This window comes from Streptomyces sp. WM6386, assembly GCF_000972385.1.
Classification (GTDB): Bacteria; Actinomycetota; Actinomycetes; order Streptomycetales; family Streptomycetaceae; genus Streptomyces.
The window spans coordinates 15,344-33,826 of record NZ_JXTE01000035.1; the positions used below are offsets into that span (position 1 = coordinate 15,344).

Sequence of the window (18,483 nt, forward strand, 5' to 3'; positions counted from 1 at the left end):
TCCGCGAGCTGTGGCCCGCGGGGTCAGTACCTCTCGACGAGATGCTCCCGCCCCGCCGGCGGCTCGTACGGCTCCGGCCAGAAGTCGGTCATGGCGGATATCCGGCCGTGCTCGTCCCCGGTGAAGAACGCGATGGCGTACATCTCCTCCAGCCCCACCGTGAAGTGGGCCCAGGTGACCACCTGCCCCGGCTCGGCGACGATCCGCTCGATCCGCAGATGCCAGTCACCCGGATACTCCCGGTTGAACCGCACGAACTGTTCTCGCCCGCTGATCCGCTCACGTGTCTGCGGCAGCGTGTACACCACGTCCTCGGCCAGCGTGCCGGCGAACGCGTCCCAGTCCCGGGCCTCGGCGGTGGCCCAGAAGGTCTCGACCGTCTTGCGCAGATCTGTCATGCGGTCGAGTCTGCACCCGGCCACTGACAACGGGGCCCCGCGGTGGAGGTTGTCCACAGGCTGGGGGCCTCGGCGGCGCATTGTCGGCGGGGCCAGGCACTATGGGGCCATGACTGAGAGCAACGGGTCCGTCTCGCCCGAGCAGAACGAACCGACGCCGGACTGGGAGAAGCGCTTCCGGGCGCCCCGGGTGTCCCTGCCCGACTGGGCGGAGGACGCACCTGACCGCTCCCTGTTCGTGTCGAACGCGACGGGGACGTACGAGCTGTACGCCTGGGACCGCGCCACGGACGAGCAGCGCCAGGTGACCGACCGGCCGAACGGCACGACGGACGGCGTGCTCTCCCCGGACGGCGCGTGGATCTGGTGGTTCGACGACAAGGACGGCGACGAGTTCGGTGTCTGGCGCCGGCAGTCGTTCGCGGGCGGCGAGGACGACCTCGCGGCACCGGGCCTGGACGCCTCCTACCCGGCGGGCCTCGCCCTCGCCCGGGACGGCCGTACGGCGGTGGTGGGCCGCTCCACCGACGAGGACGGTACGACGATCTATGTCGCCCGCGAGGGCGAGCAGCCGGTGGAGATCTACCGCCACCGCGAGTCCGCGGGCGTCGGCGACCTCTCCCACGACGGCTCGCTGATCGCCCTGGAGCACACCGAGCACGGCGACGCGATGCACTCGGCCCTGCGGGTGGTCCGCCCCGACGGCACGGCGGTCGCCGACCTCGACGACACCAAGGACGGCACCCAGGAGCTGGGCCTGGAGGTCCTGGGCTTCGCCCCGGTCGACGGCGACCCGCGCCTGCTGATCGGCCACCAGCGCCGGGGCCGCTGGGAACCCCTGGTGTGGGACGTCTCGACCGGCGAGGAGACCGACCTCGCCCTCGACCTGCCCGGTGACGTGAGCGCCGAGTGGTACCCGGACGGCACCGGTCTGCTCATCGCGCACAGCTTCGAGGCCCGCAGCGAGTTGTTCCGCTACGACCTGGCGACCTGCGAACCGGTGCGGATCCCGACCCCGCCCGGCTCGGTCTCCGGCGCGACCGCCCGCCCCGACGGCAGCGTCGAGTACCTGTGGTCCTCGGCCGCCGAACCGTCGACGGTCCGCTCGACGACGGGCCGTATCGTCCTGGACCCGCCGGGCCCGAAGTCCCCGGGCTCGGTCCCGGTGGAGGACGTCTGGGTGGAGGGCCCGGGCGGCCGCATCCACGCCCTGGTCCAGAAGCCGCGGGGCGCGACCGGCCCCCTGCCCACGGTCTTCGACATCCACGGCGGCCCGACCTGGCACGACAGTGACGCGTTCGCGGCCGGCCCGGCGGCATGGATCGACCACGGGTACGCGGTGGTGCGGGTCAACTACCGCGGTTCGACGGGCTACGGCCGTGCGTGGACGGACGCCCTGAAGCACCGGGTCGGTCTGATCGAGCTGGAGGACATCGCGGCGGTCAGGGAATGGGCCGTGAGCACGGGCCTGGCCGACCCCACCCGTCTGATCCTGACCGGCGGTTCCTGGGGCGGTTACCTCACCCTCCTCGGCCTCGGCACCCAGCCCGACGCCTGGACCCTGGGCATCGCGGCCGTCCCCGTCGCCGACTACGTCACGGCGTACCACGACGAGATGGAAGCCCTGAAGGCCATGGACCGCACCCTCCTGGGCGGCACCCCGGAAGAGGTCCCCGAACGCTTCGAGGCGAGCTCCCCGCTCACCTACGTCGACCAGGTCAAGGCCCCGGTCTACATCTCGGCCGGCGTCAACGACCCCCGCTGCCCCATCCGTCAGATCGACAACTACGTCAAGCGCCTGGAGACCCGCGGCGCGGTCCACGAGGTCTACCGCTACGACGCGGGCCACGGCTCACTGGTAGTGGACGAACGCATCAAACAGGTATCGCTGGAACTGGACTTCGCAACCCGCCACCTGCCCCCGACCCCCTGACCCACCCGACCCCCTGACCCACCTGAACCCCGGACGCATCGTCCCCGGCGCCGAACCGGTCGAGGGGGGCCGGACCGGCACCGAGGGACACCCCAGCCGCGCCGCGCCGCCCGTCCGGGGGTTCGAGGACAGGGCTTTTGCCGTCCCGATCCCCCACCACCCGCGCCGCATCCTCCAGCCCGTCCGGCGTTTGAGGACGAGGCCCCTTCAGGGCCGTTGGGGGTCTGGGGGCGGAGCCCCCAGGGAGCGGGGTCGAAGGGGCGGCGCCCCTGGAGGATGGGACGGGTAGGGGCGGCGGGGGCGAAACAACCCACCGCACACCCCTACGTTCCGGCCCGCTCCCGAGCCCGCCGCCCCAACAACTCCGCCAACCCTCGCCGAGTAGCCGCCAACACCACCCGATCCGCCCCCTTCAGTACATACGTATCGGGCAGATCCCACACCAACCCCGACGGCGCCCCGACCTCGTCGTACGCCCCCTCCACAGCAGACTCCTCCCGCCGCCCGGAGTACGCCGTATCCAACGCCAACACCCGCCACGCCCCCGCCCGAAACGCCTCCCCGACCGTCCTCCCCTCCAACTGCGGATGCCCACCCACCTCGACCGCCGCGAACAACAACACCCGCCGCTCCACCGGAATCGCCCCCAGAATCTGCCGCCCCATCATCGCCCCGGCAAACGCGGGCGCAGCCAGATGAGACACACTCCGACTCCGAGTGGAGGCCTGCGGATGAGCCGCCCGCAACGTCCGGTACACCGCGGTGGCGAAGTCGTCGTCGTACAGCCGCAGCACCACCCGAAGATCCGGCCGCACGGACCGCGCATACAACGCGGCCTCCAGATTCGTCGTATCCGCACTGGTCACCGCCAACAACGCATGCGCCCGATGCACCTTGGCAGCCTCCAGCACCCCTTCCTGAGTGACATCCCCGAGCACCACAGGCACCCGCAGCCGCCGAGCGGTGGCAAGCCCGCGGGCCTCGGGATCGGACTCCACGCACACCACGGGGATGTTCAGCTCCCGCAACCGCGTCAGCACCCGAGTGCCGATCTTCCCCAGCCCGAGCAGCACCACATGCCCACCCAGCCCCCGCGGCGGCTTGCGCAACGTGGACGCGGTCCGAAAGGTACCCAGCGCCTCGAGCACCGCGGCCAGCAGCACCGGCAGCAACAACAACCCGACCAGCCCGGCGAGAAGTTGCAGGACCTGACGCCCGGTGGACGCCCCGAGCGCGGGATCGTTGATGGCGAAGAGATCGAGAAGGGTCATGTACGTGGCGTACAGCGGATGCTCCCCGGTCACCACCGTCAGCGCGACGGCGAGCGCGGCCACACACCCCACCAGCCCGGCCAACGACCACCGCAGCCGCCGCGAGAAGAGCGAGGCGAACGGCGGCACGACACTGCGCCCCGGAGACATGGAGGGCGCCGCGTACGACACCTGCTCCAGCACCACGGTCCCGCGCTCACCGGCCGCCCGTACCGCCGCGGCGTCCGGCAGCAGCTCCGGCCCCTGCTCGGCACCGCCCGGATCGGCACCGTCGGGCCCCGCGGTGCCGTTACCGCTCGCGGACAGCAGCGCCAGCGTGGCCCGCCCGGAGCCCCCGCCCCCCGGCGGCAGCTCCACCGCCCGCAGCAACAGGCCGTCCGTCTGCACGACCTTGCTCGTCCCGGCGACGGCACTGGCCACCAGCGCCGGCGCGGCGGTGTCGGCGTCGGACAGGACGGTCGTAGACGCATCGAAACCGGCCCCGGACCCGGAGTCGGACCCGGAGTTGGCATCTGAGCCGTCCCCGGACGCCAAGGCCGACGCCTGATCGAGGAGTTCCTCGATGTACTGCCCCAACCGCCGGTTGTAGAGCCGCAGTACGAGCCGCAGCCGGGGATTGAGCCGGCGGGCGGTCAGCGCGGCACGGATGTTGGTCTCGTCGTCGTCGTACACGAGCGCCAGCGCGGCGGCCCGCTCCACCCCGGCGTCGGCGAGCACGGCCTCGGTCGCCTCGGCGGCCTCCAGCAGCCGTTCACCACCGGCGGGTTCAACCACCCCCGCCCGGCCACCGGCGGCACTCACCATCCGGTCCAGCAACGCCGCCGAAGCCGCCCGCGCCCGCCCCACCACCGGCGGCCGCACACTCCGCACGGACGCGGGCACGACAAGCGTGACCTGCTCCCCGTACACGCCCCGCAACTCGGCTGCCAGCCGATGCGCGAGCCCGTCGTCGCCGCAGACCACCATGTGCGTGGCGGCGGCACCCTGTTGACCTTGATTCGGAACGCTGCCCACGAGGGGAAAGAGTGCCTTACCGGGGCGGGGGGTTCCAGGAGGGGGCCGGTCAGCGGCACCGCTTCTCGCGATTCGTAAGGTTCCCGTCATGATCCGGCGTCGAGTTGAGCAATGGCGCCAGAATGCCCGTATGGGAGGAAAGGCACCGCACACCGAGCCCGGAGGTATCGCGCCCGTGGCCCTCACCAAAGCCGCGCCGAACCGGCCCGACGCCACCCCGAGCCCACCCGACGCCACGCGCGGCGAGCCGAAGGCCCCGCATCCGGAGGACCAGGCCCGCCACCTCAACTCCCCCCTCCTGCTCACGATGCTCCTGCTCCTGGTGCTGCTCATGCAGGGCCCGATCCGCGGGCTGCTCGCCGCCCCGGTGATGCAGAGCTGGATGACGGTGTTCGTGGCCGTGGTCGTCCAGGCGCTCCCCTTCCTCGTGCTCGGTGTGATGCTGTCGGCGGCGATCGCGGTGTTCGTACCGGCGTCGTTCTTCGCCCGCGCGCTCCCGAAACGCCCCGCCCTGGCGGTCCCGGTCGCGGGCGTGGCGGGCGCGGTGCTGCCCGGCTGCGAGTGCGCGTCCGTCCCGGTGGCCGGAGCCCTGGTCCGCCGGGGCGTCGCCCCCGCCGCGGCCATCGCCTTCCTTCTCTCGGCCCCGGCGATCAACCCGATCGTGCTGACGGCGACGGCGGTCGCGTTCCCGAACAACCCCGAGATGGTCCTGGCCCGTTTCGTCGCCAGCCTGTTCGTGGCGTGCGCGATGGGCTGGCTGTGGCTGCGCCTCGGCCGTACCGACTGGCTGCGGCCGCCGGCCCGCGCGTCGTACGAGGGGCAGGGCAGGGGAGCGGCGTTCTGGGGGTCGGTCCGGCACGACGTGATGCACGCCGGCGGTTTCCTGGTCGTCGGCGCGATGGCGGCGGCGACGCTGAAGGCGGTCGTACCGCAGGAGTGGCTGCGTGCGGCGGCGGGGAACCCGTTCGTCTCCGTGCTCGCCCTCGCCGTACTGGCCGTCCTGCTGTCGATCTGCTCGGAGGCGGACGCCTTCGTCGCCGCGTCCCTGTCCCAGTTCTCGCTCACCGCACGACTCGCGTTCCTGGTGGTCGGCCCGATGATCGACCTGAAGCTGTTCGCGATGCAGGCCGGCACCTTCGGCCGCGGCTTCGCGCTGCGCTTCGCGCCCGCCACCTTCGTCCTCGCCGTCCTGGTGTCGGTGCTGACCGGGGCGGTGCTGCTGTGAACCGGCACGCGCAGTCGGCGGTCATGTTCCTGCTCGGCGCGACCCTGCTGCACGCGGGCAGCACCGACCTGTACCTCAGATACGTCAAGGCGGGCCTGCGCCCGCTGCTGTTGCTCGCCGGCGCGGTCCTGATCGCGGCGGCGGTGGCCACGCTCTGGTACGAGCGGCGCGGCGGCCACGCGGAGCATCATCACGAGCCCCGGGTCTCCTGGCTTCTGGCCCTCCCCGTCCTCGCCCTCGTCCTGGTCGCCCCGCCGGCCCTCGGCTCGTACAGCGCGATGCGCACGGGTACGGCCCTGCAGCAGGCGTACGGCTATGAGGACCTGCCCGCCAAGGGACCGCTCCGCCTCGGCGTGGCCGACTACGCGGGCCGCGCGGTCTACGACCACGGGCGGTCCCTGAAGAACCGCGAGCTCAAGGTCACCGGCTTCGTCGCCCTGGACCGAGCGGGCCACCCCTATCTCGTCCGCATGGCCCTCAACTGCTGTGCCGCCGACGCCCAGCCGGTGAAGGTAGCCCTCACCGGCACGATCCCGCCGGTCCTGCGGCCGGACGCCTGGCTGGAGGTCACCGGCACCTACACGCCCCAGCGGACCAAGGACCCGGTGAACAACGGCCCGATCCCGTATCTGTCGGTCACCTCGTCGCGGCCGGTGAAGGCGCCCGCGGACCCGTACGACGAGACCTGGAACAAGTGACGCTCACGTCAGGCGCGCGAGGGCGACGGCCTCCGCGGTGCCCTCCTCCGCGCTGAACACATGCAGCACGAGCCCTGACTCGCCCGGCCCGGCGGGCACATGCAGCGTCTCGAAATCCAACTCCAGCAACCCTGCGACGGGATGCCGCAGCCGCTTGCGCCCGGCGGAGCACATCGTGACCACACCGGAGTCCCAGACCCGCCGGAAGTCACCACTGCCAACGGCCAGTTCGGCGATCAGCGCGCCCAACTCACCGTCGCCCGGATACCGCCCGGCGGAGACCCGCAACTGCCCCACCGCCTCGGCGGCCCGGTCCTCCCAGTCGGGATACAGGTCGCGGGCGGCGGGATCGAGGAAGAGGAAGCGCGCGTTGTTGGGATCGCGCCGCCCCGGCACGTCGAGGCCGCCCATGAGCGCGGCCCCCAGCCGGTTCCAGGCGACGACATCGAGACGGTGGTCGGTGGCGAAGACGGGCAGCCGGTCCATGGCGTCGAGCGCGCGCCGCAGCCCGGGCCCGATCCGGGTGGCCGGCACGGGCTCGTGCCGCCCGGCGGCGAGGGTGTCGAGATGCCGCCGCTCCGCCGCGTCGAGACCGAGCGCCCGTGCCAGCGCGTCCAGCACCTCGGCGGACGGCTGGGTGGCCCGCCCCTGCTCGAGACGGACGTAGTAGTCCACGCTGATCCCGGCGAGCTGCGCCAACTCCTCGCGCCGCAGCCCCTGGACCCGGCGCCGCTTGTTCCGCACGCCCCCGGCCGCACCGCCGATCCCCGCCTGCTCCGGCGCGACCCGTCCGCGACGGGCCCGCAGAAACCCACCGAGGGCCCGCTGACCGTCGTAGCTCACATCCATGAACTCCAGTATGCGTGGCACTGCCAATACCAGGATTGACGATCCACCGGTCGAAGGGGGTTCTGGCTGGGGCCGGGGGAGCCGGGCGAACCTGACGGCATGAAGAAGATCCTGATCGTCAGCGCCCACCCCGATCCCCGTTCCCTGAACAGCGCGTTGACGACGTTCGCGGCGGACCACCTGCGCGCGGCGGGCCACGAGGTACGGCTCTCCGACCTCTACGCGATGAAGTGGAAGCCGACCGTCGACGCCGACGACTACCCCGACCACGCCCCGGACCACCGCCTGCACGTCATGTCGGTATCCGAACAGGCCACGCTGGGCGGCCACTTGTCTCCCGACATCGCCGCGGAGCAGGAGAAGATCCGCTGGTCGGACGCGGTCGTCCTGCAGTTCCCGATGTGGTGGTTCTCGGCACCGGCGATCCTGAAGGGCTGGATCGACCGGGTCTTCACCGGCGGCTTCGCCTACGGTCCTCAGGTCCCGCCGCCGTACGCCGAGAGCGCGTTGACGGGCCGCCGGGCCCTGCTGTCGTTGACGCTGGGCGCCAGGGAGACGTCCTTCTCGGACCGGGGCATCCACGGCCGCCTCACGGACGTACTGCACCCCCTGCAGCACGGTCTGTTCTGGTTCACGGGCATGACCCCGCTGGAGCCCTTCGCGATCTACGACGCCAACGAGCTGCCAAAGGACCGCTTCCAGGCGGCCCGAGAGGCGTACGCGAGGCGCCTGGACACCCTGTTCACCGCCGACACGGTCCCCTTCCGGTCGTTGACGGGCGGGGACTACGACCGAGGCATGCGGCTGCTGCCGGGCAGGGAGCGACCGGGGACGGCGGGCCTGGACCTGCACGTTCGCTAGCCGGCGACTCCGTCAGTCGGTGACCAGGGCGAGAGTGAACCCGTCGTACCCCTTGGACCCGACGGTCTGGATGGTCGTGGCGCTCAACTTCGGGTGCTCGGCGATGAGTTCGGTAAACCGGCGGACCCCCTGCACTCGGGGGTCGTCGCTGTCCGGATCGGTGACGGCGCCGTCGCGCACGACGTTGTCGCCGACGATGACACTGCCGGGCCGGGTGAGCTCCAGGGCCCACCGCAGATACTCGGGGTTGGACGGCTTGTCGGCGTCGATGAAGACGAGGTCGAAGGGCCCGGCTCCCTCGTCGGCGAGGACGGGCAGTGTGTCGGCAGCCTTCCCGACCCGGAGGTCGACGAGATGACCGACCCCGGCCCGCTCCAGACTGGCGGCGGCGACCTCGGCGCACCGCTCATCGGCCTCCAGGGTGACCAGCCGCCCGCCCTCGGGCAGGGCACGGGCGAGCCAGATGGTGCTGTAGCCCGCGAGGGTGCCGATCTCCAGGACGGAACGGGCCCCCTGGATCCGGGCGAGCAGGTGCAGCAACTTCCCCTGGTTGGCGGCGACCTGGTGCGCGGGCAGCTCGGCGGCCTCGCTGTCGCGGACCGCGGCGAGCAGCGCGTCGTCCTCCTCCACGAGCAGCCCGTCGAAGTAGTCGTCGACGGCGGTCCAGGTCTGCTGCGACGTCCCCTGCGGCACAGTGGGTTCCCTTTCGATACGGAGTGAGTTCCGTAAGGGAACGTACCTGAGATCGCTCAGTGCTGGTAGGGCTGCTGCTGCGGCGGCCCATACGTCTGCTGCCCACCCACGGCCTGCACCTGCAGCTGCTCCGCCTGCTCCTTGGTGATCTTCTGCTCCGCACCGCAGAAGGTGCACTGCGTCGAGAACTTCGTCGAGAACGGGAAGAGCGGCACGAAGAACAGCGTGAACTTCGTGACCCGCTTACGCAGCGTGTGGGCAGCGGGGTTGCCGCACTGGCCACAGACGAGGGTGAGTATCGCGAGCTGGTAGAGGTAGCCCTTGGTGCCGAAGATGATCACGCGGGGTCCTTTCAGGGTGGTGTCTGCCTGTCTGCCTGCCGACAAAGGTTACGGCCGACCTCTGTGGACCTCGGCGCGCGAGCCACCCCCAACAAAACAGGTGAGGCACCTAGGAACATTCCTAGGTGCCTCACCTGATGTCTCGGCTGTCGGGGTGGCGGGATTTGAACCCACGACCTCTTCGTCCCGAACGAAGCGCGCTGCCAAGCTGCGCTACACCCCGATGTCGCTGCTTGTCCTGCTTGTCGCGGCGACGACGTTTACTTTAGCCCACTGGTGGCTGGAGACGAAATCCGGTTTTCGCGCGGTGGTGGGCGCGGTGGCGGACGGGGTTCGGGCGGGCGTGGTCGAGGGCTACGAGGAGGATGGCGAGGGCGTAGAAGGCGAGGCCGAGGAGGAGGGCGTTGCCGAGGACGCTCTTGTAGCCGTGGAGGTCGACGTCGAGGAAGGGGTAGAGGTAACGGGCCGGGGTGCCGGGGAGGAGCAGTTCGCCCCGGGTGAAGGAGAAGGCCAGATAGGCCAGGGGGAAGAGGAGCCAGGTCGCCGCCCGGCGGAGGTGGAAGCGGCCGGGTGCGGTCAGGAACAGCCAGTCCACGACCGCCGCGATGGGGAGCCCCGTGTGGAGGGCGTGGTTCGCCAGGGACTGCCAGCCGGTCGGGGGAGTCGTCTCGCCCGTCATCGAGAACGGGGTCGTCGTGTCGGCCAGGAGCAGGTGGTACACCGAGCCCGTGATCAGGACGTAGAGGAGCGTCGCGCCCGTCAGTGCGGCCGGCAGCGGGCGGCGGGCGCTCCACGCGCGCTTCGCCGACAGCACGGACACCAGCGCCAGCAGGATCGCGCTCTGGATCGAGAAGTAGCTCAGCACACGGGTTGGGCTGCCGAGGAGCAGATCGATCGTCACGGTCGCCGCGGCCGCGAGAGCGACCAGCAGGCGGTACGTGGCGGCCAGGGGGCGGCGTATGGGAGCCACCACCGCCGTGGCGGGGACGGGGGAGGGCAGCAGCGCGGGCATGCCCGGGATCGCGGGAAGATCCGGGATGTCCCTGGGTATCGGGGCGGTCATGTCCTCACGCTAAGCACCCCCGACAAAAGGGGCGATACGGGCGGGCCGTGCGGGTTACCCCACGGCCCGTGCACCAGCGCCCGTGCACCAGCGCCCGTGCACCAGCGCCCGTGCACCAGCGCCCGTGCACCAGCGCCCGTGCACCCGAGCCCGTGAACCCGGGCCCATGCACCCGAGCCCGTGAAACCCGCGCACTCGTGCACCCGAGCCCGTGCACCCGAGCCCGTGGACCCGAGCCCGTGGACCCGCCCACCCGCCCCCGCGCACCCATGCCCCCGACCCCGCGCCCCCAACCCCGCGCCCCCCCCCCCGCCCGAAAGCTACCCCCGCGCCACCAGCGTCAGCAGCGTCGCCTCCGGCGGACACGCGAACCGTACCGGCGTGTAGCGGTTCGTCCCGCACCCCGCCGAGACGTGCAGATACGACGTCCTGCCCTCGGCCGTGTGCGTCGACAGACCCTTCACCCGTTCCGTGTCCAGATCGCAGTTGGTGACCAGCGCCCCGTAGAAGGGGATGCACAGCTGCCCGCCGTGCGTGTGGCCGGCGAGGATCAGCGGGTAGTCGTCGGCCGCGTAGGCGTCGAGGACGCGCAGATACGGCGCGTGGACCACGCCCATCGAGAAGTCCACGGAGGACGACGGGCCGCCGGCCACCTCCGCGTACCGGTCGCGCTTGATGTGCGGGTCGTCCAGGCCGGTCAACTCGATCGACACGCCCTCGACCTTCAGGGTGCCGCGGGTGTTGGTCAGGTTGAGCCAGCCCGCGGTGTCGAAAGCGTCCCGCAGGTCCTCCCACGGGTTGTGGACCACGCCCACGGCGGGCGGGTTGCCGTTCAGACCGTGGCGGCCGCTCGTCTTCTCCAGCAGATAGCGGGCGGGGTTGCGGGGCCTGGGGCCGTAGTAGTCGTTGGAGCCGAAGACGTACGCCCCCGGGAACTCCATCAGCGGCCCCAACGCGTCCAGGACCTCCGGTACGCCCTCCGGGTCCGACAGGTTGTCGCCCGTGTTGATCACGAAGTCGGGGCGCAGGCCCGCCAGCGAACGCAGCCAGCGCTGCTTCTTGTGCTGACCGCCGACCATGTGGATGTCGGAGACCTGGAGCATGCGCAGGGGACGCATTCCGGCAGGGAGAACGGGGACCGTCACCCGTCGGAGGCGGAAGGAGCGGGCTTCGAAGCCCGCCGCGTACACCAGACCGGCGGCGCCAGCCGCCGCGATCGACAGAGGTACTCCGTATCGCGCGCGCATGGGTCCCATCGTGTCAGACCCGGCAAGTACCCCGTCCCCCGCCGTCCTTTGGAGCCGACCCCCTTAAATCGATGGGCGTCCGGCCTTGCGCACCTGCGAGAATCAGTCACATGACCACCAAGCTCAAGTCGAAGCTGCAGGAAGACCTCACCGCCGCGATCAAGGAGCGCGACGAGCTCCGCTCCTCGACGCTGCGCATGACGCTCGCCGCGATCACCAAGGAGGAGGTCGCGGGCAAGGAGAAGCGCGAGCTCTCCGACGACGAGGTTCTCAAGGTGATCACCAAGGAGGCCAAGAAGCGCCGCGAGGCGGCCGACGCCTTCGCCGAGGGTGGTCGTGCCGAGTCGGCCGAGCGGGAGAAGGCGGAGGGCGAGCTCCTCGCCACGTACCTGCCCAAGCAGCTGTCCGACGAGGAGCTGACCGACATCGTCGCCCAGGCCGTCCAGGAGGCGAAGGCGGCGGGCGCCGAGGGGCCGCGGGCCATGGGCGCCGTCATGAAGATCGTGAACCCGAAGGTCGCGGGCCTGGCGGAGGGCGGCCGAGTCGCCGCCACCGTGAAGAAGCTGCTGGCCGGCTGACCGACCGCGCCGAACGGCGAACGGCCCCTTCACCGTCGTACAGAGATCTCTGTACGACGGTGAAGGGGCCGTTTCGTCTAGTGGCTAGCCGTTGCGGCCGCCGTTCCCGTTGTTGCCCTGGAACAGGTTCTCCGGGATCGAGAAGGTCGGGTTCGGGAAGGCCCCGCCGTCCGTGCCGCCGTTGTTCTGGCCGCCGTTGTCGTCGCCGTTGTCCCCGTCGCCGTTGCCGTTTCCGTTCCCATTGCCGTTCCCGTCGCCGCGGCCCGGGTTGTCTTCCGGGATGTCGACGAAGTTGAACTGCGGGGCGTCCTTGCCCGCGAGGGCGCCGGTCATGGCGTCCTTCCAGATCGGGCCCGGGACCTTGCCGCCGTAGACGAGGTCGTTGTACACGCCGCCGATCGTGATGTTCTTCATCTCGACCTTCTGGGAGGCGCTGCCGACCCAGACCGCGCCCGACAGGTTCGGCGTGTAGCCGACGAACCAGGCGTTCTTGCGGGAGTCCGTCGTACCCGTCTTACCGGCGTTGTCACGGTCGGAGAGGCCCGCCGTCTGGCCGGTACCGGAGTCGACCACGCCCTTGAGGAGCTGGTTGACGGTGTCCGCGGTCGTCTCGGACATGGCGCGCGAGCAGGTCGACTTGGGGACCTCCAGCGACTTCTGCTGCTGAGCGACCTTCTGGGTGATCGACTCGATGGCGATCGGCGTGCAGTACATGCCGCGGGAGGCGAAGGCTGCGTACGCGGTCGCCATCGTCAGCGGGGAGATGCCCTTGGAACCCAGCGCGATCGCGGGGACCTCGGGCAGCTTGTCGCCGTTGCCCTGCACGACCTGGAGCTTGTTGGTCATGTTGACCACGGGGCACAGACCGATGTCGGAGATCATCTGCACGAAGTAGGTGTTGACCGACAGCTCCATCGCCTTGCGCAGGCGGTAGGGGCCCTTCTCCGACTCCGACTCGTTCTCCAGCTTCTCGCCGTTCAAGTTGACCCACGGCTTGCTGTCACAGGTCTGGACGGGGCTCGGGTACTCCATCTGGTACGGCGACGAGTACTCCTGGTTGGCCGGCCGGCCCTCCTCCAGCGCGGCCGCCGCGACGAACGGCTTGAACGTCGAACCGGTCGGGAAGCCGTAGTTGGAGCCGCCCATGCCGTAGCCGACCGAGAAGTTGAGCTCGGTCTCGTTCTTGCCGTAGCCGTACGGCTTCGACTGGCCCATGCCGACGATCTTGCCGGTGCCGGGCTCGACGAGGGTGGCCGCGGCCGCGACCTTGTCCGACTTGTAGACGTGGTCCTTGAGCGAGGCCTGGACCGAGTCCTGCGCCTGCGGGTCGAGGGTGGTCTTGATCGTCAGACCGCCCTGGTTCCAGACCTTGGCGCGGTCCTCCTTGGTCTTGCCGAAGACCGGGTCGCTCTTGAAGACGGCCTCGACGTACTTGCAGAAGAAGCTGGCGCCCTTCACGGCGGTGATGCAGCCGTTCTTGGGCTGGCTGACCTTCAGGCCGAGCTTCTCCTCCTGGGCCTTGGCGGCTTCCGCGCGGGAGACGTCGCCGACCTCGGCCATGCGCTGGAGCACGATGTTGCGCCGCTTGGTGGCCTCGGCCTCGTCGTTGATCGGGTCGTACCGGCTCGGTGACTGGACGATGCCCGCGAGCAGCGCCGACTCGGCCAGCGTGAGGTCCTTGGCGGACTTGGAGAAGTAGCGGTGGGCCGCGGCCTCGACGCCGTAGGCCTGCTGGCCGAAGAACGTGATGTTCAGGTAGTTCTCGAGGATCTTCTTCTTGCCGAGCTCCTCCTCGACCTGAATCGCGTACTTCAGCTCCTTGATCTTGCGGCCGAGGGTCTGCTGGGTGGCCTGCGCGACCTTCGTCGGGTCGTCGCCGGCCTCCTCGACAAAGACGTTCTTCACGTACTGCTGGGTGAGCGTCGAGGCGCCTTCGGCGACCCCGCTGCTCTGGACGTTCTTGTTGAGCGCGCGCAGCACGCCCTTCAGGTCCACCGCGCCGTGCTTGTAGAAGCGCGAGTCCTCGATCGCGACGATCGCCTTCTGCATGTACGGCGCGACGTCCTTGAGCTCGACGACCGTGCGGTCGCGCGAGTACACCGTGGCGATCGTGCCGCCCTTGGCGTCCAGGATCGTGGTGCGCTGGCTCAGCGGCGGCGTCCTGAGGTTGGCCGGGAGCTCGTCGAAGCTCTCCACCGACCCCTTCGCCGCGAGACCGAGCGCACCGAAGGCGGGCAGCGCGATACCGGCCAGCACCGCACCCGAGAGCACGCTGACACCGAGGAACTTGGCGGCCTGCTGGGCGGGGGACAGACCGCCACCGGAGCGCTTCTTCGACATGGGGGCAGCCTAATCCGTACTCATGAGCGTTCGGAGGGAGCGCTTGCTCCTCGGGATGTTCGGCAGGCCCGCCGGGGTGTTCGGCATGCTCTTCGAGCGCATGGCAAAGAGAGCGCCTACCTTCTCATTCGCCGGACACGCGCGCAGGCCTTGGCCTAAGCTGCTCTCAACTGTCACAGCAGTGCGGCCACGTATCAATACGTCCGGCGACCCCGAATCGTTCCGGAGGTTCCCCAACTTTTTGATGGGGACGTGTCCGAATCCGCCTTGTGTGTCACCTGGTGCCCGTTGTGACTCAACTGAACTGTCCCGCTTTGCCGGGATGATCACGCATGTCGCCAGCTCACTCCCCCGGGTGATCTGCCGCTTACGCATAGTCCGTTCGGGCCATTCAAGATTGGGCCCGAAGGGGGTGTTGCGCTGTGCCCACCTTCCGTAACGTCCTCAACTGGCGGCGGTGAATATGCCGCTGCCGCCGTGGGGGAGCCTCGATTCGGGAGAGGACGGCGCCGGTATGGGCTGGGTAACCGACTGGAGTGCGCAGGCGGCCTGCCGCACTACCGATCCAGATGAGCTGTTCGTTCAAGGAGCAGCGCAGAACAGGGCCAAGGCGGTGTGCACCGGATGCCCGGTGCGTACGGAGTGCCTGGCCGACGCGCTCGACAACCGCGTCGAGTTCGGCGTGTGGGGAGGCATGACGGAGCGGGAACGCCGTGCGCTGCTGCGCAGGCGGCCCACCGTGACCTCCTGGCGCCGGCTCTTGGAGACCGCGCGTACGGAGTACGAGCGAGGGGTCGGCATTCTGCCCCTCGACGACGATGAGGTGTACGAGCACTACGCGGCGGTGAGCTGAGGGCGAGACCCCTGGGGACCCGTCCGCGTGGCTCAGCCGTCCGCGGTCTCGGGCAGCTCCGGCCGACCGGCCGCGAGCCGTGTTCCGATGTCTCGCAGCCCCGCGAGGTCGTGTACGTCGCCGGGCAGCGCGGCCACCTCTGCCACCGCCACTTCGGGGTGGAGCGCGGTGAAGCGGTCACGCGTGCGCTGCTCGCGGGAGAGCAGCCGCATACGCTCGGCATGCAGTCTCAACAGACCTGCGGTGAGTTGTTCGACGGTCCGGTCCGCGGCGGGGGAGCCTTCGGCGGACACCGGAACGGATGCGTGGTCGGACGCGGAGGATTCTGAACTGCCGTCTGTGTCGGGAGAGTTACGAACTCCAGCTTTCCCGTCCTCCTGATCGACAATGCGGGACTCCTCAAGATTTTCCGCGGCGGCGAGTGCCCGCTCGGCCGACAGCCGGGCGGCGCCGCTGCCGTGGACCCGGTTGAGCACCAGTCCCGCGAGCGGCATGTCCTCGGCGGCCAGCCGCTCCACGAAGTACGCGGCCTCCCGCAGCGCGTCCCGCTCCGGCGCCGCGACCACCAGGAACGCCGTGCCGGGCGCCTGGAGCAGCTTGTACGTCGCGTCCGCGCGCGTGCGGAAGCCGCCGAACATCGAGTCCATGGCGGACACGAAGGTCTGGACGTCCTTGAGGAGCTGCCCGCCGAGCAGCTTGCCGAGGGTGCCGGTCATCATCGACATTCCGACGTTCAGAAACTTCATCCCCGCGCGCCCGCCGAGCTTGGCCGGGGCGGTGAGCAGCCGGATCAGCTTGCCGTCGAGGAAGGACCCGAGCCGCTTGGGCGCGTCCAGGAAGTCCAGCGCGGACCGGGACGGCGGGGTGTCCACGACGATGAGGTCCCACTCGTCGCGGGCCCGCAGCTGGCCCAGCTTCTCCATCGCCATGTACTCCTGCGTGCCCGCGAAGCCCGCCGAGAGCGACTGGTAGAAGGGGTTGCCGAGAATCGCGGACGCCCGCTCGGGGTCCGCGTGCGCCTCGACGATCTCGTCGAAGGTGCGCTTCATGTCGAGCATCATCGCGTGCAGCTCGCCGTCGCCCTCGACGCCCTTCACACGGCGTGGGGTGTTGTCGAGGGAGTCGATGCCCATGGACTGGGCGAGCCGGCGGGCCGGGTCGATGGTCAGGACGACGACCTTCCGGCCGCGCTCGGCGGCCCTGAGGCCCAGCGCCGCCGCGGTCGTGGTCTTGCCGACGCCGCCCGAGCCGCAGCACACCACGATGCGTGTCGCCGGATCGTCGACCAGCGGATCCAGGTCGAGCATGCGCGCGGGGGAGAGGCGGTGCTGCCTGGCCTGCCCCTCGACGTCCGGACTCATGACATCCCCTGCTTCCGCAGTTCCGTGGCCAGCTCGTACAGACCCGCCAAATCCATGCCCTCGGCGAGCAGCGGCAGTTCGTGCAGCGGCAGGCCCAGTTCGCCGAGTACCGCGCGCTGTTCGTGCTCCAGCGCGTACCGCTCGGCGTACTCCTCGGCCTGGGCCAGGAGCGGGTCCACCAGCCGCTCGGCATGCCCGCCGCGCCGCGCCCCGCCGAGCCCGGCGGCGGACAGCGACTGTGCGAAGGAGGAACGAGTGGTGCCCCGGACGAGTTCCAACTCGTCCGCGTCCAACACCTCCGGACGCACCATGTTCACGATGATCCGCCCCACCGGCAGCTTCGCCGCCCGCAGTTCGGCGATCCCGTCCGCGGTCTCCTGGACGGGCATCTCCTCCAGCAGCGTCACCAGGTGCACGGCCGTCTCCGACGACTTCAGCACCCGCATCACCGCCTGTGCCTGATTGTGTATCGGCCCTATCTTCGCGAGCCCCGCCACCTCGTCGTTGACGTTGAGGAAGCGGGTGATGCGTCCGGTGGGGGGTGCGTCCATCACGACGTAGTCGTAGGCGAACCGCCCGGACTTCTCCTTGCGCCGCACCGCCTCGCACGCCTTGCCGGTCAGCAGGACGTCCCTGAGACCGGGCGCGACGGTGGTGGCGAAGTCGATGGCGCCGAGCTTCTTCAGGGCGCGTCCGGCTCCACCGAGTTTGTAGAACATCTGGAGGTAGTCCAGAAGGGCCAGTTCGGGATCGATGGCGAGGGCATACACCTCCCCGCCGCCCGGTGCGACCGCGATTTTTCTCTCCTCGTAGGGCAATGCCTCCGTCTCGAAGAGCTGTGCGATGCCCTGGCGGCCCTCGACCTCGACGAGAAGCGTGCGCTTCCCCTCGGTGGCCAGGGCCAGCGCGAGAGCCGCGGCCACCGTCGTCTTACCGGTGCCGCCCTTGCCACTGACGACCTGGAGCCTGCTCACGTCTTCGAGCGTAACCATTCGATGCGGGTACCAACCGGCAGGCTGTGGATACTGCGCTTTTCCGGGGGGTGGCCCCCGGACCCCCAGGAGCTAAGCCTGTGTGTGGTCAGCGGCTAAAGTCGGCCACATGACCAAGTGGGAATACGCAACCGTGCCGCTGCTCGTCCATGCCACGAAGCAGATTCTGGACACCTGGGGCGAGGACGGCTGGGAGCTCGTCCAGGTCGTGCCCGGGCCGAACAACCCCGAGCAGCTGGTGGCCTACCTGAAGCGGGAGAAGGCGTGAGCGCGGTCGAGGCGAAGCTCGCCGAGCTCGGGCTGACGCTGCCGGAGGTCGTCCCGCCGCTGGCCGCGTACCAGCCGGCCGTGCAGTCGGGCGTGTACGTGTACACCTCGGGCCAGCTGCCGATGATCGAGGGCAAGCTCCCGGTCACCGGCAAGGTGGGCGCGGAGGTCACCCCGGAGGAGGCCAAGGACCTGGCCCGCACCTGCGCGCTGAACGCGCTGGCGGCCGTCAAGTCGGTCGCCGGTGATCTGGACCGCGTCAAGCGTGTGGTGAAGGTCGTCGGGTTCGTGGCGTCGGCGTCGGACTTCACCGGCCAGCCGGGTGTCATCAACGGCGCGAGCGAGCTGCTGGGCGCGGTCCTCGGCGACAAGGGCGTCCACGCGCGCAGCGCGGTCGGGGTGGCGGTGCTGCCGCTGGACGCACCGGTGGAGGTCGAGGTCCAGGTGGAGCTCACCGAGGCATAGCCGCACCTCCGGGCACCTCTCGAACATTCACGCA

At 70.2% G+C, this 18,483-nt stretch carries 18 protein-coding genes and 1 tRNA gene; 8 read left to right on the plus strand and 11 right to left on the minus strand.

The window, feature by feature from the left end; genetic code table 11:
* Positions 1 to 23: 23 nt before the first annotated feature.
* Positions 24 to 398, minus strand: a complete 375-nt coding sequence (locus tag TN53_RS21820) for a nuclear transport factor 2 family protein (protein WP_046260272.1) — start codon at positions 396 to 398, stop codon at positions 24 to 26.
* 109 nt (positions 399 to 507) lie between these two features.
* Here TN53_RS21820 and TN53_RS21825 point away from each other — a divergent pair, with 109 nt between their 5' ends.
* Positions 508 to 2,331 (plus strand): S9 family peptidase, encoded by a 1,824-nt coding sequence (locus TN53_RS21825; protein WP_046260273.1) that lies wholly within the window; start codon positions 508 to 510, stop codon positions 2,329 to 2,331.
* Positions 2,332 to 2,654: 323 nt separating this feature from the next.
* Here the strand turns inward: TN53_RS21825 and TN53_RS21830 are convergent, their stop codons facing one another.
* Positions 2,655 to 4,568 (minus strand): NAD-binding protein, encoded by a 1,914-nt coding sequence (locus tag TN53_RS21830; RefSeq protein ID WP_046260274.1) that lies wholly within the window; start codon positions 4,566 to 4,568, stop codon positions 2,655 to 2,657.
* Positions 4,569 to 4,791: 223 nt separating this feature from the next.
* Here TN53_RS21830 and TN53_RS21835 point away from each other — a divergent pair, with 223 nt between their 5' ends.
* A complete protein-coding gene (locus TN53_RS21835; protein WP_046260275.1) occupies positions 4,792 to 5,841 on the plus strand; it encodes a permease in 1,050 nt (349 codons plus the stop codon).
* Positions 5,838 to 6,539 carry a TIGR03943 family putative permease subunit gene (locus tag TN53_RS21840; protein ID WP_046260276.1) on the plus strand — a complete coding sequence of 234 codons (702 nt, stop codon included), beginning with the start codon at positions 5,838 to 5,840 and terminating at the stop codon, positions 6,537 to 6,539. The genes TN53_RS21835 and TN53_RS21840 overlap by 4 nt, the downstream gene beginning before the upstream one ends.
* Positions 6,540 to 6,542: 3 nt before the next feature.
* On the opposite strand, the gene TN53_RS21845 is transcribed toward TN53_RS21840, so the two are convergent.
* Entirely contained in the window at positions 6,543 to 7,388 is an 846-nt protein-coding gene (locus TN53_RS21845; RefSeq protein ID WP_046260277.1) for a helix-turn-helix domain-containing protein, read from the minus strand.
* Positions 7,389 to 7,487: 99 nt separating this feature from the next.
* On the opposite strand from TN53_RS21845, the gene TN53_RS21850 reads away from it, so the two are divergent.
* Positions 7,488 to 8,249, plus strand: coding sequence for an NAD(P)H-dependent oxidoreductase (locus TN53_RS21850; RefSeq protein WP_046260278.1), 762 nt, complete (start codon positions 7,488 to 7,490; stop codon positions 8,247 to 8,249).
* 12 nt (positions 8,250 to 8,261) lie between these two features.
* Here TN53_RS21850 and TN53_RS21855 read toward each other — a convergent pair whose 3' ends face one another.
* From TN53_RS21855 to TN53_RS21875, 5 genes are all read right to left on the minus strand, one after another.
* Positions 8,262 to 8,942 (minus strand): O-methyltransferase, encoded by a 681-nt coding sequence (locus TN53_RS21855; RefSeq protein WP_046260279.1) that lies wholly within the window; start codon positions 8,940 to 8,942, stop codon positions 8,262 to 8,264.
* A gap of 56 nt (positions 8,943 to 8,998) precedes the next feature.
* Entirely contained in the window at positions 8,999 to 9,283 is a 285-nt protein-coding gene (locus tag TN53_RS21860; protein WP_046260280.1) for a zinc-ribbon domain-containing protein, read from the minus strand.
* Between the two features lie 149 nt (positions 9,284 to 9,432).
* Positions 9,433 to 9,506 (minus strand) — tRNA-Pro (locus tag TN53_RS21865).
* 42 nt (positions 9,507 to 9,548) lie between these two features.
* Positions 9,549 to 10,346 (minus strand): Pr6Pr family membrane protein, encoded by a 798-nt coding sequence (locus tag TN53_RS21870; RefSeq protein WP_046260281.1) that lies wholly within the window; start codon positions 10,344 to 10,346, stop codon positions 9,549 to 9,551.
* Between the two features lie 320 nt (positions 10,347 to 10,666).
* A complete protein-coding gene (locus TN53_RS21875) occupies positions 10,667 to 11,593 on the minus strand; it encodes a metallophosphoesterase (RefSeq protein WP_046260324.1) in 927 nt (308 codons plus the stop codon).
* Between the two features lie 110 nt (positions 11,594 to 11,703).
* On the opposite strand from TN53_RS21875, the gene TN53_RS21880 reads away from it, so the two are divergent.
* The gene (locus TN53_RS21880; protein ID WP_046260282.1) at positions 11,704 to 12,171 is read left to right on the plus strand and encodes a GatB/YqeY domain-containing protein; all 468 of its coding nucleotides are present in this window, start codon (positions 11,704 to 11,706) and stop codon (positions 12,169 to 12,171) included.
* A gap of 84 nt (positions 12,172 to 12,255) precedes the next feature.
* On the opposite strand, the gene TN53_RS21885 is transcribed toward TN53_RS21880, so the two are convergent.
* Positions 12,256 to 14,511, minus strand: a complete 2,256-nt coding sequence (locus TN53_RS21885) for a transglycosylase domain-containing protein (RefSeq protein ID WP_046260283.1) — start codon at positions 14,509 to 14,511, stop codon at positions 12,256 to 12,258.
* 514 nt (positions 14,512 to 15,025) lie between these two features.
* Here TN53_RS21885 and wblA point away from each other — a divergent pair.
* Positions 15,026 to 15,364, plus strand: coding sequence for a transcriptional regulator WblA (gene wblA / locus TN53_RS21890; protein ID WP_046260284.1), 339 nt, complete (start codon positions 15,026 to 15,028; stop codon positions 15,362 to 15,364).
* 32 nt (positions 15,365 to 15,396) lie between these two features.
* Here wblA and TN53_RS21895 read toward each other — a convergent pair whose 3' ends face one another.
* Positions 15,397 to 16,725 carry an ArsA family ATPase gene (locus tag TN53_RS21895; protein WP_046260285.1) on the minus strand — a complete coding sequence of 443 codons (1,329 nt, stop codon included), beginning with the start codon at positions 16,723 to 16,725 and terminating at the stop codon, positions 15,397 to 15,399.
* Entirely contained in the window at positions 16,722 to 17,699 is a 978-nt protein-coding gene (locus TN53_RS21900; protein ID WP_046260286.1) for an ArsA family ATPase, read from the minus strand. The genes TN53_RS21895 and TN53_RS21900 overlap by 4 nt, the downstream gene beginning before the upstream one ends.
* 127 nt (positions 17,700 to 17,826) lie before the next feature.
* On the opposite strand from TN53_RS21900, the gene TN53_RS45340 reads away from it, so the two are divergent.
* Entirely contained in the window at positions 17,827 to 17,985 is a 159-nt protein-coding gene (locus TN53_RS45340; RefSeq protein WP_003967454.1) for a DUF4177 domain-containing protein, read from the plus strand.
* Complete coding sequence (locus tag TN53_RS21905) at positions 17,982 to 18,449, plus strand: RidA family protein (RefSeq protein WP_046260287.1); 468 nt, start codon at positions 17,982 to 17,984, stop codon at positions 18,447 to 18,449. Before TN53_RS45340 ends, TN53_RS21905 begins: the two co-directional genes overlap by 4 nt.
* The last annotated feature ends 34 nt before the right edge of the window (positions 18,450 to 18,483 follow it).